The 12,226-nt window shown below is 36.8% G+C and carries 15 protein-coding genes; 2 read left to right on the top strand and 13 right to left on the bottom strand.

Annotation, left to right across the window (positions count from 1 at the left end; translation table 11 throughout):
- Positions 1 to 243 precede the first annotated feature (243 nt).
- A complete protein-coding gene (locus MWH30_RS05390) occupies positions 244 to 681 on the top strand; it encodes a hypothetical protein (protein ID WP_248663038.1) in 438 nt (145 codons plus the stop codon).
- 52 nt (positions 682 to 733) lie between these two features.
- Here the strand turns inward: MWH30_RS05390 and MWH30_RS05395 are convergent, their stop codons facing one another.
- The 10 genes from MWH30_RS05395 to tmk form a co-directional block, all read right to left on the bottom strand.
- Positions 734 to 2,587 (bottom strand): ATP-binding protein, encoded by a 1,854-nt coding sequence (locus tag MWH30_RS05395; RefSeq protein ID WP_248663039.1) that lies wholly within the window; start codon positions 2,585 to 2,587, stop codon positions 734 to 736.
- Positions 2,588 to 2,605: 18 nt separating this feature from the next.
- Positions 2,606 to 3,598, bottom strand: a complete 993-nt coding sequence (locus MWH30_RS05400; protein ID WP_248663040.1) for a DNA double-strand break repair nuclease NurA — start codon at positions 3,596 to 3,598, stop codon at positions 2,606 to 2,608.
- A 24-nt stretch (positions 3,599 to 3,622) separates the two neighbouring features.
- Complete coding sequence (gene rsmI / locus MWH30_RS05405) at positions 3,623 to 4,483, bottom strand: 16S rRNA (cytidine(1402)-2'-O)-methyltransferase (protein ID WP_248663041.1); 861 nt, start codon at positions 4,481 to 4,483, stop codon at positions 3,623 to 3,625.
- Positions 4,484 to 4,489: 6 nt separating this feature from the next.
- Entirely contained in the window at positions 4,490 to 4,768 is a 279-nt protein-coding gene (locus MWH30_RS05410) for a GIY-YIG nuclease family protein (RefSeq protein ID WP_248663042.1), read from the bottom strand.
- Positions 4,752 to 5,507, bottom strand: coding sequence for a tRNA1(Val) (adenine(37)-N6)-methyltransferase (locus MWH30_RS05415; RefSeq protein ID WP_248663043.1), 756 nt, complete (start codon positions 5,505 to 5,507; stop codon positions 4,752 to 4,754). The genes MWH30_RS05410 and MWH30_RS05415 overlap by 17 nt, the downstream gene beginning before the upstream one ends.
- Positions 5,488 to 5,835 (bottom strand): initiation-control protein YabA, encoded by a 348-nt coding sequence (locus tag MWH30_RS05420; RefSeq protein ID WP_248663044.1) that lies wholly within the window; start codon positions 5,833 to 5,835, stop codon positions 5,488 to 5,490. The genes MWH30_RS05415 and MWH30_RS05420 overlap by 20 nt, the downstream gene beginning before the upstream one ends.
- Positions 5,836 to 5,990: 155 nt before the next feature.
- Positions 5,991 to 6,800, bottom strand: a complete 810-nt coding sequence (locus MWH30_RS05425; RefSeq protein ID WP_282706205.1) for a PSP1 domain-containing protein — start codon at positions 6,798 to 6,800, stop codon at positions 5,991 to 5,993.
- The gene (gene holB, locus MWH30_RS05430) at positions 6,766 to 7,794 is read right to left on the bottom strand and encodes a DNA polymerase III subunit delta' (RefSeq protein WP_248663045.1); all 1,029 of its coding nucleotides are present in this window, start codon (positions 7,792 to 7,794) and stop codon (positions 6,766 to 6,768) included. The genes MWH30_RS05425 and holB overlap by 35 nt, the downstream gene beginning before the upstream one ends.
- A 31-nt stretch (positions 7,795 to 7,825) precedes the next feature.
- A complete protein-coding gene (locus MWH30_RS05435) occupies positions 7,826 to 8,281 on the bottom strand; it encodes a YaaR family protein (protein ID WP_248663046.1) in 456 nt (151 codons plus the stop codon).
- Positions 8,265 to 8,909 carry a dTMP kinase gene (gene tmk / locus MWH30_RS05440; protein ID WP_248663047.1) on the bottom strand — a complete coding sequence of 215 codons (645 nt, stop codon included), beginning with the start codon at positions 8,907 to 8,909 and terminating at the stop codon, positions 8,265 to 8,267. Before tmk ends, MWH30_RS05435 begins: the two co-directional genes overlap by 17 nt.
- 126 nt (positions 8,910 to 9,035) lie before the next feature.
- On the opposite strand from tmk, the gene MWH30_RS05445 reads away from it, so the two are divergent.
- Positions 9,036 to 9,206, top strand: a complete 171-nt coding sequence (locus MWH30_RS05445; RefSeq protein ID WP_248663048.1) for a hypothetical protein — start codon at positions 9,036 to 9,038, stop codon at positions 9,204 to 9,206.
- Here the strand turns inward: MWH30_RS05445 and MWH30_RS05450 are convergent.
- From MWH30_RS05450 to MWH30_RS05460, 3 genes are all read right to left on the bottom strand, one after another.
- Positions 9,203 to 9,373, bottom strand: coding sequence for a sigma factor G inhibitor Gin (locus MWH30_RS05450; RefSeq protein ID WP_248663049.1), 171 nt, complete (start codon positions 9,371 to 9,373; stop codon positions 9,203 to 9,205). The genes MWH30_RS05445 and MWH30_RS05450 overlap by 4 nt on opposite strands.
- A gap of 161 nt (positions 9,374 to 9,534) precedes the next feature.
- Complete coding sequence (gene guaB / locus MWH30_RS05455; protein ID WP_248663104.1) at positions 9,535 to 10,956, bottom strand: IMP dehydrogenase; 1,422 nt, start codon at positions 10,954 to 10,956, stop codon at positions 9,535 to 9,537.
- Between the two features lie 329 nt (positions 10,957 to 11,285).
- Positions 11,286 to 12,215, bottom strand: coding sequence for a thiamine pyrophosphate-dependent enzyme (locus MWH30_RS05460; protein WP_248663050.1), 930 nt, complete (start codon positions 12,213 to 12,215; stop codon positions 11,286 to 11,288).
- Positions 12,216 to 12,226 lie beyond the last annotated feature (11 nt).

The following is a 12,226-nucleotide window of genomic DNA, read 5'->3' on the forward strand; positions in this document are numbered from 1 at the left end:
CAGGACTCCTAAATGGATCTCTGACTGGAATGTATTCAAAGAAATTTTTAATTAAATGCGACAACTTACTTGACAAACACCGCCTTCAAGAATAAAAGAGTTACTTTGATAATCAAATCCGAAGCTAATTGTTGTCAGCTTACAGGATGTGTTTTAGATGTACAAGAAGATTATGTAGTATTACTAGATAATAATACTAGCAGACGATGTTGGGTAGTAATTGATTGTATTTGTGCAATGAAAGTGCCCCCTGAAGAATTACCTCCTCTCCCTGAGATATGTGAGTGTCAAATTCAAGGATTAGGATCAATTTTAGCAATTACTCTTCCACCAATTCCACCAATTATTGAATACACCTTAATAAATCTTAATATTTGTCCAAATTGTACTCCTGAAAATAGTTCTTTAGAATATGTATATACATTGTTTATCCCTAATCAACCATTAGTTATTATATTTTTGGAGCTTGAAGAAATAACTACAGTGGATTGCGAAAATGAAGAAGAAGCAACGATCGAAGGAACAGGACTTGTTAATGAAGAAGACTGTGAATTTACTTTAGAAGTGTCTGAAGAAGGGCCCGGATCTTTTATAATGGACATGACAATAACCTGTGGTGGAGAGATTATTCACGAGAGAGAAGCGGAACTTGAAGGTACAATCAACATCACAGAATGTTAAGTTGAAAAATGATGGAGCAGAGTTCTCCATCATTTTTTGATAAATATCGTAATTAACCTAAATTATAAACAGTACCACCTAGAGGAGAATCCTCCTTCTTTAACCTACCCCTCTCAACTAAAGTCTCCAATCTATCCTGTAATTGATTTCTACTCAACATTTTCCCCTCTAACTCCTTATTAACTGCTTTTAATTCAGTTAACATATCATCATCATAAATCGGTAAGTGTTTAGCTATGGCTCCGTAAAGTTCATCCTCTTTAGCCTTGGTCTTAGCCTCTAACTCATCAAAGGGATTTTGGGTATGAGGACTAGTAGTCTTAGCTACTCTAATTCTCACCGCCATAGTCCTACCGAAGATGGCCGAAGAAACAAAGGCATCCCCGGAGCTCAAATAAGGCAAGCGTTTAGCTTCCTCAGCAGTTAAATCGGTCTCCTGTTTAATCGTTTCTATATCCGAAGCTCGCACCGTTCTAAAGACAAACTTACTATTAAGCTGGGCCGTAACCGTATCCGCCAATAGAGTAGGCCGCTGAGTAGCCAAAATCAAAAAGACTCCATACTTTCTCCCCTCTTGGGAAATCTCCTTTAAGACTCTTTTAGTCGGCGAATCATAGCCTTTAGGAGCAAAGTTATGAGCTTCATCGGTAGCTACTAAAAAAGGAGGAAAGTAGTCAGCGGTCTCTCCTGAATAATCAGCATCCTTATAGTCTCTGCGCTGTCGATAAAGATTGCCTAATAAGTAGGTAGCAAAGACCTGTAGGAGCCAGATCGGGCCCTGTACTACTACCAGCTTTCTAGACTGCAAAGCAGCCTCTATTTCGCTAATACTCTGCTGAAAAAGCCCGTGCCGCTTTAACTTATTCAGCCTCCAAGTCAACCCCGTAATAGAGCTTAAATGAAGGCTACCGTAATCATCAATTAAGGCTAAGTAGTGTTGATACTCCTCCTTTTGCTGCCCGCTCAACTCACCAGACTTTAGTTTGCGTTGAATTCTCTTTCTACCTAACTCCAAAGCTTGTCTTAAATCAGCTAGTCGTTCAGCAAAGGTAAAAAAAGAATCCCGCTTAGCCTCTGCATTATGTAAAGTCTCTACTGCATTAACCATAGACTCACTTAGATCGCTGGCTGCCGATAATAAATCAAGCAAATCTTTAGTACTTAAGTCCTCAAAATTAACCCCTACCTGGCGACCTACCTGAAAAATCTCAAACTTACTCTCAAAATCCTCTTCATACTCAGTAGGTAAGTCTGGAAACTTCTCACTAAAATCCATTTCAAAATGAGGATCAAAAACCAAAGTAGGTATCTCTAATTTCATCAACTCTTCTAACATCACCCTCATCCCAAAGGACTTACCGGAACCAGAGCCGCCAATAATACCAATATGAGGGTACTGATGCATAGCCTTCAGCTTAAAATTAAAAGGCACTCCCTGCTGAGCTACAACTTCCTTTCCCTTCAATAAAGGAGCCACATCCTTTAAGTCGTCATCCATTCCGGCCGCCATCTCTTCAGTTCCCTTGATTACTCCTAAAACCAAGCCCTCTGCTGGTGACTCCTTAACCAGTAACTCTTTTACCTCAGTAAAAGCAGGAACTTCCGCTGCTACTCCGGTCTTAATAGGATAAGTTGCTTCCGTTAACAGTCTCACCTTAGCTATATTAATCTCATCTTCATCAACATTATAACCAATACTGCGTAAAGACTCCAATACCCCCTTATCCACAAAGCTATCTTTAATCGACAGAGGAATAAAGCGATTATAGGACTGAGTCTCCACTACCTCGCCTAAGGGATTATCCAATTCGGAGTCTAAAATTTTCAAGATCTCATTACTACGAAACTTTCTTTCTTTGGAAGCTACATATACCTCCTGCTGAGTAGTTAAACCTACCACCTGCATAGTCAACCCACCTTTTATTTAATAGATTCTTTCTTGTCTTTTGGAAGCAAATAGTCTCCGCTTTAACTGCGGATCTAAATAACTATCCACTAAGCTTTCTACCATCTGCTTGGAAATCCTAACCTCATTATCGACAATATCCAACCATAAGGGGATTCCTCGTCCGGACTTAGGAGTTAGGGTCTGAATTAAATCAGCCATTATCTTCAGCTTATCCTGCTGCTCCTTTAAAATATCTAACCCAATTACCTGTGGGTCTTGGCTAGGTCTTAAAAAGGCCGTCTTTAAACCTAACTTAAACTCCAACTCCAACATCTCTCCCACTTCCAGCACTCCAAAAAGCAGTTCCCGGTCATAAATCCCTTCTAAATCGGAGCTTAGCCTAGTTCCTAACTCCTTAGTAGCTATTTCTTCAATTACCCCTACCAGTAAGACCCCCTTCTCCAAAGCTAACTCTCTTAACTGCTGCCAACTATCTTTAGCCTCAATTCGATACCTAATCAAGGAACCATCCATCATAATTAGCTTAACCGGCCATTTCTGAATAGCTTGAATAGCCACTTGCAGCTCTAACTTAGCCAAAAGAGAAGTCCTTAACTTAGTAGCTGCTTCTTGTTGACTATATCTTTTACCTTCTTGCTGTTGTTGCACTCTAAACTGCTCAATCTCTGCCTCCACTTCTGCTAAAAGCGGACAAAAAACTTCCGCAGCAAGAATATCTTCTTGAGCTGTACTTTTAGCTAAAGCCTGTAATAAATAGAGGTAATGAGGAAAATTAACCCCCACTTTATTTAAAGAGCCATCAACTCCGACCACTACTTCTTTTGCCAGCCAATCCCGTAAACGCTGATTACTTAAACGCTCCAATAAAGTAAACTTACCTACTTTATGATGCAGTCTTTCTCGCAAATCCTGTTTATCAAAATCAACTTCTCCCTTATATCTATCTTGAAGGCGCTTATTAAAGCTTATTAAGTTCTTTTTTAGCTTAGTAGCTACTTCTCCTAGCATTAGCCTGCCACCTCTGCTTCCAAATTAATCTTTAAGCTTAGCATCCAGTTGAATTCCTACTTCATAGACCTCACGTTTAGGTAAGTCTCTTTCCTGAGCCACTATTTTAATAGCCTTCTTTTTAGTAACTCCTTTTTCCATTAATAGTTGCAGATGCTCTAAAATAGATAAATGCTTCCAGCCAGCATCTTTATTCTGAATCTTATCTAAGTCAGCCCCGTCCAAGACAATAGTTATTTCTCCTCGCGGGGATTCTTCTTCAAAGCGAGTTAATACTTCTTTGACTGTGCCAGCTATTTTTTCCTCAAACTTCTTAGTTATCTCCCGCCAAACAGCTATCTTTCTATTCCCTAAAACATCTAAGATACTGCTTAAACATTCTTTTAATCTATAAGGCGACTCATAAAAGACAATAGTCCTGCCTTCAGCTCCTAACTCTCGCAATCTCTTTTCTCGCTGCTTGCTCTTACTAGGTAAAAATCCTTCAAAAACAAACTTATCTGTAGGCAGCCCTGAAGCTACTAAAGCCGCTGTCATAGCCGTAGGGCCCGGAATAGGAACCACCCTAATCCCAGCTTGATCAGCTAAAGCTGTCAGCTTATACCCAGGATCTGAAATTCCCGGCATTCCTGCATCAGAAACTAAAGCAATATCCTGTCCTGACTTCAGTCTATCGATAATCTGCGGGCCCTTCTTTTCTTCATTATGCTCATGGTAACTAATCAAAGAAGTATCTATTTCGTAATGGTTCAATAAATTCTGTGTTCTTCTAGTATCCTCAGCCGCAATAAAGTCCACCTGCTTCAAAATTTTCAAAGCTCGTAAACTAATATCCTCTAAATTACCAATCGGAGTTCCACATATATATAAAATACCTGCTCCCATAACTAATCACTCCTTAGTTATCAATGCTATCTTTTCCTGTCTACTATACTGCTTAAGTTGATACTCCCTGCTTTGAGCCTGACTTCTGCTTTTATGTTCCTCAGAATAGACCAGCTCTACTGGCCCTCGTCCCCGAGTATATTTAGCTCCCACTCCCCGGTTATGTTCCTTTACTCTCCGCTGTAAGTCAGTAGTATAACCAGTATACAAAGTATCATCAGCACAGCTTACTATATAAACATAATGTCCCAACTCAACCACTGCCTTTTTAATAGTTTTCTCCATAATATATCTGTAAAAGCTCTTCTGTGTAGCTACCATCAGCCTCATAAATAAGCAAAGGCTTTGCCACTTCCAACCCTTTATTTGCTCCTTTAACTGCCTTGACTAATACTAAATTAGCCTCAGCTTCCAAATTAGGATATACCAAACGTAAACTCTTCGGCTCTAAGTTATAAGCCACCAGTTGCTCCAATAACTCTGTCAAGCGAGCACTTCGATAAATATAACAGACTTCTCCCCCGTATTTCAGCAAATAAGCACTAACCTCAACTAACTGCTCTAATTCCAACTCTACCTCATGTTTAGCCACCGCTATACTGCGCTTCGAGCTCACCTTTCCTTGTCCCAAAGGCAGATAGGGAGGATTACTAACTACTACCTCAAAGCTTTCAGCTTCATACTCAGACTTTAAGTCTTTGATATCTAAATTCTTAATCTCAATTAATTCCTCTAAATTATTATAGCTAACACTTCTGCTAGCCATATCAGCCAGTTCAGACTGAATTTCAACTCCCACTATATCTTTAGCAGCCCCCTGAGCAGCCAATAAAAGAGGAATTACTCCACAGCCAGTTCCCAAATCAATAACCTTAGCTCCTGCTTTAGCAGTCACAAAATCGGCTAATAAAACTGCATCTATACTGAAAGCAAAGTAGTCCTGACTTTGAATAATCTTCAGTTCAGCATGAATTAAGTCATCTAATCTTTCCTTTTCTCTCAGTTTAATTTCTTTCCAGTTCATCAGCTTCAGCCTTTGGGTCTAACTGATTATCCAAAAATCCCCTGCAAAATAAGCAGTCACCTTTTCGCTGCTCACCAAAATTAAGATGACAAACATGAAAGCCTTCATCATATAGATTAGCTAAATTATCATAGCCTTCTCCAGCAGTTAGCTCCTCCCCTTCTTCCTCCTGCTTAAATAATAAGCTCTTTAAGTTCTGGTTTTTTTCCTTTAGTTCTTCATTTTCCTTATATATTTCATAAGCAATCTGCTTAATTTCCTGAAACTCACTGGTAATGACATTCAATTGTTCCTGAAAATTAGCCAATAAATTTAAAATTTGCTTCACAAGCAATACCTCCATATAAAAGCTTCTTGACTTTATATTCTTGATAATCAAAATTTATCCTGCTTAGAACTCTTAATTATTATTATGTACCAGCTCAAGTAAAATATTACAAGGGTATCTAGTTAACTAGATACCCTTGTAATATAAAGTTAAAGTTACTCCTCCTCAGTTTCAACTTCTTCAACCGAAAGTTCGAGCTTATCATTATCTCCCATATCAACGGTCACTGTTTCCTTGACTACATTTAAATTAGTAATCTCACCAGTTCCAACCCCAGTTTCTACTTTATCCCCAATCTCAGGCATCTCTTTTTTAGCTTCTTTATAGTTATCACATTCATACTTTAAACAACACATTAGCCGTCCACAGATTCCAGATATCTTAGCTGGATTTAAGGATAGGTTTTGAGCTTTAGCCATTTTAATAGAAATTGGTTCAAAGTCTCGCAATACAGTCTCGCAACATAACTGACGACCACAGGGCCCTAAACCACCCACCATTTTAGCTTCATCTCTAACCCCAATCTGTCTCAACTCGATTCTCGTCTTAAAGATAGCCGCTAAGTCCTTAACCAACTCCCTAAAATCCACTCGTCCATCGGCAGTAAAGTAGAAAATAATTTTATTTCTATCAAAGGTATACTCTACATCAATTAGTTTCATTGGTAAGCCGTGCTCTGCTATTTTCTCAAGACAGATCTCTAAAGCCTCTTCTTCATCCTCATTATTTTCCTGCACTACTTTTAAATCACTAGGAGTAGCCTTTCTCCTTACTTCTTTTAAGGGAGCTACTACTTCTTCTTCATCAACTTCAGTTACTGGAGTTATTACCTCGCCTAACTCAACCCCACGCGAAGTCTCCACAATCACCTTATCTCCAACTACTAATTCTATATCTTGAGGATCAAAATAGTAGATCTTACCTGCTTCCTTAAAGGTTATTCCTACTACAGTTATCTCTCCCAACTTTAATTTCACCTCTTCCCTTTATCTTTAACAACATTACCTCCAAAGCAAGTTGTAAGTTAACATTAGTTTTCTTAACTATTTCTGCTGTTTCTGTTATTAATTTTATTATTTTTTCTAATTCACCAAACCTATATTTAGAGCTTAATTCCAGTAACTCCTGCTCATTATTAAAATTTATTACTAACTCTAAACTTTTTATCTGCTTATATATTAATAAATCCCTATAAAAAGTAATTAGTATCTCAAATACATAATTCAAATTTTCTTTATAGGTTAATAGCTGTTGAGCAAATTCAAATATCTCTACTATATCAAAATCCAATATTTTTTTAACTGCAGCTAAAACCTCTTCTCTAACTGTTAATACTGAATCATCTTCAGTAAAGCTTACAGCTCGTCCTAAGCTACCACCAGCTAATAATGCCCGTCGTTCTGCTTGAACAGAACTTAAACCCCACCGATTAATTAGCTCATTTTTAATTTCTTTTGTCTTCAACGGCCTAAACCTGATAATTTGACAGCGCGAAGTAATAGTAGGTAGTAATAATTCTTCTTTAAGCGTTAATAAGATAATAATCGCATAGGCAGGAGGCTCTTCTAAAATCCTCAATAAGCTATTAGCAGCCTGCAGATTCATTTTTTCAGCCTCTTTAAACAAATAAACCTTCCAATCACTTTCGTAAGGCTTATAAGAAATATTTTGTTGAATCTCTCTAATTTGATCTATTTTAATCTGTTTTCCTTCAGGTGTTATCTCAATTACATCAGGATGATTATTACTAGCAAACTTCCGACAGGAAATACACTTTTCGCAAGCATCTAGCTCATTTTCTGTGCAGTTAAGAGCCTTAATAAACTGTTTAGCTACAAACTCTTTTCCCACTCCTGCTGGCCCTGCAAACAGATAGGCATGATTAATTTGCTGCTGCGAAAGCATATTTTTCAATAACTTAACTGGAAGCGCCTGTCCTATTACTTCATTAAAACTCATAAACCTCTTTCATCCTTTCCTAAATTGAAACTTAAATATAAAAATCAACTAATATACCTCTTATCTCATCCAGTCTATCCAATATCTCTAATTGATCAGCCTGTTCAGATAAAACCAAATCTGTCAACTCCTCTAAAGACTGATCAACCTTTTCAACTAGTGTATAGACCTTATGCTGCCCAGATCTATGCCCACCATACTCCTCTTTGATATTATACATTTGCTCTACAGTTTCTTTGATAAATTGCTGTACCATTTTCTTATACTTAACTAGTTCATTAAAAGTTCTATTTTTAGCTAGTTTTTCTCCCTGTTCATCGATTAAAGAAAGCAATTCATCTAGCTTATCCTTAACCTGTTCCCCCTGTACTTCCTGCAAGGTATCTAAAAATTCATTTTTTTCAACCTGGCTAGATTTAGCAGTTTGAGTAGGTTTTTTAGACAAAATTTGATTTAAGTCCTGCTTTAACTTATTTTGAATCTTCATAGTCTTCTAACCTCACTTTTAATCTTTTTAACAGTTCTGCAGATACCTTTTCTTTAGCCAAATTAGCATTTATAATTTCAAATCTATTATTATTTTTAGCCAAATTTAAATAACCAGCTCTTACTCGCTGATGAAACTCAATAGTTTCACTCTCTATTCTATCGCCAAATTTAGCTTTGGTCAAGTTTCTAGCCCTAGCTAAACCAACTTCAGGATCAATATCCAACAAAAAAGTTAAATCCGGTTTCAAGTCACCAATAGTTAACTGTTCTAGTTCTTTTATTAGCTCCAGTCCTATTCCTCTAGCATAGCCTTGATATGCTAAAGTGGAATCACCAAAACGATCACAAAGTACCACTTTATTTTTCTGTAAAGATGGTTTAATAACCTCTACTACATGTTGGGCCCTACTAGCAAAATAAAGTAATAACTCAGTTTTATCACTTAAATTATCTAAGTTAGTATCCAATAGTATCTCCCTAATCCTATCACCTATCTCTGTTCCCCCCGGCTCCCTAGTTTTAAGAACTGAATAATTTTTTTGAATAAGATACTTGGCTAATACTTCTATCTGTGTCGATTTACCTGACCCCTCAACACCTTCTAAGGTAATAAACAGTCCTTCCATCTGCTAACCTCCATATAAAGCTATTCATTATTTTTATTATTCTTGAAAAGAACATATTCTCCTCTATAAAATTTTATCGTATTAATTTCAAGTTTTAGGACAAAATTATATAATAGGGGTGTTAATATGCATTCAAAAGAACAGGAGGAGTTTGAAAAAAAGCACGGAGTAGATCAACATAGGTTTATGACTATGTGGGCCCTAGGGATGTCAGATACCGAACTAGCAGTTTCTTTGGACTTATCCGTCGAACAAATCAAAGAAATCAAAACAGAATTAAAACGAAAACAGCACTAACTGAATAGTATTGCTTTTAGTTTAAGCAAATAAGTATCATATTCAACATCTAAAGGAAAAGTAATTATTAATTCTTTTTCACAGCTTAAACAGAGCAGCTCATCTTTAATTTTAATTCCATCCACATTTTGAGCACCACAGATAAAGCAACAATTAAGCTCTTTCATTATTTTTACCTCCAATGATAATTCACTTTTATACTTATGTGGTGATAAGCTATTATGTGCTTATCCAAAACAACACTTTCAAAAAATCTAATTACTCTATCTCAAAGTACATTGCAAAAAGACTCTTCTATTTTAAAATAGAAGAGTCTTTAATAAATTAATTACTGATCTATATTATAATTAGGAGCTTCCTTAGTAATCTTTACATCATGAGGATGGCTTTCTTTTAAACCAGCTCCGGTAATTCTAATAAATCTAGTTTCATTTCTTAAGGCTTGAATATCAACTACTCCGGCATATCCCATACCTGATCTTAAACCTCCAACTAGCTGATAAATAGTTTCCGATAAAGGACCTTTATAAGGAACTCTTCCTTCAATGCCTTCCGGAACTAACTTTTTCTTTTCCACTTCATCCTGAAAATATCTATCCTTACTTCCCTCTTTCATAGCTTCCATAGAACCCATACCTCTATAAACCTTATAACTTCTACCTTTATAAATTTCTCTTTCTCCAGGACTTTCTTTAGTACCCGCTAATAAGCTTCCTAACATTACTGTACTAGCTCCAGCTGCTAGAGCCTTAACTATATCACCAGAAAACTTAATACCTCCATCAGCAATTACTGGTACTCCATATTTATCAGCTTCCTTGGCACAGTCATAAACAGCAGTAATCTGGGGTACCCCAATCCCAGCTACTACCCTAGTAGTGCAGATAGAACCGGGCCCGATTCCTACTTTAACCGCATCAGCTCCCGCTTCTATCAAATCCTTAGTTGCCTCAGCTGTAGCCACATTACCAGCAATTAAGTTCAGCTCAGGATTATTCTCCTTAATCTCTGCTACTAACTCCAAAACTCCTTGTGAATGGCCGTGAGCAGTATCAACAACTAAAACATCGACTCCAGCTTCTATTAAAGCATCAATCCTATCCCAAGTATTGCTATCAATTCCTACTGCCGCTCCAACTAACAAACGTCCTTGACTATCTTTAGCTGCATACGGATACTTCTCCGCTTTCTCAATATCTTTAATAGTAATTAAGCCTTTTAAAACACCATCAGCATCAACTAAAGGTAATTTCTCTATTTTATGCTCTTGCAGTACTTCTTTAGCATCTTCTAAATCAGTACCTACTGGCCCCGTAACCAAATCTTCTTTAGTCATAATCTTTTCTATTTTTTGATCAAAGTTCTTTTCAAATCTCAAATCACGATTAGTAATAATCCCCACCAATTTCATTTCCTGATCGTTATTAACAATAGGTACTCCCGAAATCCTGTATTTAGACATTAACTGTTCTGCTTCATAGGCCAAATTCTCCGGAGTTAAATAAAAAGGATTAACTATTACTCCACTTTCAGAACGCTTAACCTTATCCACTTCCTCAGCTTGCTGCTTAATAGACATATTTTTATGAATAATTCCAATACCGCCTTCTCTAGCCATAGCAATTGCTAACTCTGCTTCAGTAACGGTATCCATACCTGCGCTCACAATAGGAATATTTAAGCTAAGCTCTTTAGTCAACTTAGTAGAAACATCAACTTCTTTTGGTAATACATCTGATTTAGCAGGCATTACCAGCACATCATCGAAAGTAATACCTTCCTTATCAAATTTTTCCTTCACTTAAAACCCTCCTTAAACTTTACATTTTAAAATAACAAATAGATATTTAAAAAGCCTAAGCATAGTCTTAAAAACCATACTTAGGTTATCTAAATCTCTTTAATCTAGCCTTTATTTAAAAATAGATTTAAACACATTTCAAATTTTCTATAAGTCTATCAAAATAAGACTAAAGTGTCAAGTAAAATAGTCTTTGCAGATAAATTATTTTTAACCTAAAATCTACTATTAAAAATAGGGTTAGCTTTAAAGCTAACCCTATTTTTAATAGTTATTATTTACTTTTCTCCAGTTCTATGCAGAAGTGTTTCCCATCTCTGATCAACGTGTTCTTGAATTTCATCAATTAAATACTTATTTTTATCTTTGAATAAATGTTTAAATCTTCCCTGAGGCTTTAACCAATCAGTAATTGGAGCCTTTTCCCTAGGAATATAATTTAACTTCCATTCACCATTTTCCACCTCAAATAAAGGCCAGAAACAGGTATCAGTAGCAGCTCTTAAAATATCCAATCCTTCTCCTTCAGGATGTCTCCAACCTCTTGGACACTGAGCCAAAACATTTAAAAATGCTGGGCCTTCCACTTCAAAAGCCTTTCTAGCTTTTTTAATTAAATCCCTAAAATTATGGGGAGAAGCTTGAGCAACATAAGGAATATTATGAGCAGCAACGATATCTGTCAATTCCTTTTTAAACTGCTGCTTTCCAGGAATCACCTCACCATCTGGACTAGTACTAGTACTAGCATTTCTAGGAGTAGCACTAGAACGTTGAATTCCAGTATTCATATAAGCCCCGTTATCATAGCATAAGTACACCATGTCGTGACCTCTTTCCAAGGCTCCAGATAGTGATTGAAAACCTATATCATAAGTTCCTCCATCACCACCAATAGCTAAAAACTTAGTATCCCCCTCTAGCTTACCTTGTCTCTTTAAAGAACGAAAAGCTGATTCGGCTCCACTAATTGTAGCGGCCACATTCTCAAAAGCATTATGAATAAAAGAACCTTTCCAAGCAGTATAGGGATAAATAGTAGTTGAAACCTCTAAACAGCCTGTAGCTATTCCAACCACTACTGGATCTTCAGTAGCTCGCATTACCTGTCTAACTATAATCGAAGCTCCACATCCTGAACACAATCTATGTCCACCAGTCAATTCTTCTTCTTGCTTAGCTATCTCCTTTAAATCTACTTTAGACATTTATTACACCT

The organism is Fuchsiella alkaliacetigena, from assembly GCF_023227765.1.
Lineage (GTDB): Bacteria > Bacillota > Halanaerobiia > Halobacteroidales > Acetohalobiaceae > Fuchsiella > Fuchsiella alkaliacetigena.

Bases quoted from the DNA above. Each gene is read 5' to 3' on its own strand.
- MWH30_RS05435 (WP_248663046.1), bottom strand. From the start codon at position 8,281: ATGAAGATTCAAAATAAGTTAAAGCAGGACTTAAATCAAATTTTGTCT.
- holB (WP_248663045.1), bottom strand. From the start codon at position 7,794: ATGAGTTTTAATGAAGTAATAGGACAGGCGCTTCCAGTTAAGTTATTG.
- MWH30_RS05445 (WP_248663048.1), top strand. From the start codon at position 9,036: ATGCATTCAAAAGAACAGGAGGAGTTTGAAAAAAAGCACGGAGTAGAT.
- MWH30_RS05395 (WP_248663039.1), bottom strand. From the start codon at position 2,587: ATGCAGGTGGTAGGTTTAACTACTCAGCAGGAGGTATATGTAGCTTCC.
- MWH30_RS05450 (WP_248663049.1), bottom strand. From the start codon at position 9,373: ATGAAAGAGCTTAATTGTTGCTTTATCTGTGGTGCTCAAAATGTGGAT.
- rsmI (WP_248663041.1), bottom strand. From the start codon at position 4,483: ATGGGAGCAGGTATTTTATATATATGTGGAACTCCGATTGGTAATTTA.
- tmk (WP_248663047.1), bottom strand. From the start codon at position 8,909: ATGGAAGGACTGTTTATTACCTTAGAAGGTGTTGAGGGGTCAGGTAAA.
- MWH30_RS05400 (WP_248663040.1), bottom strand. From the start codon at position 3,598: ATGCTAGGAGAAGTAGCTACTAAGCTAAAAAAGAACTTAATAAGCTTT.
- MWH30_RS05460 (WP_248663050.1), bottom strand. From the start codon at position 12,215: ATGTCTAAAGTAGATTTAAAGGAGATAGCTAAGCAAGAAGAAGAATTG.
- guaB (WP_248663104.1), bottom strand. From the start codon at position 10,956: ATGCCTGCTAAATCAGATGTATTACCAAAAGAAGTTGATGTTTCTACT.
- MWH30_RS05410 (WP_248663042.1), bottom strand. From the start codon at position 4,768: ATGGAGAAAACTATTAAAAAGGCAGTGGTTGAGTTGGGACATTATGTT.
- MWH30_RS05415 (WP_248663043.1), bottom strand. From the start codon at position 5,507: ATGAACTGGAAAGAAATTAAACTGAGAGAAAAGGAAAGATTAGATGAC.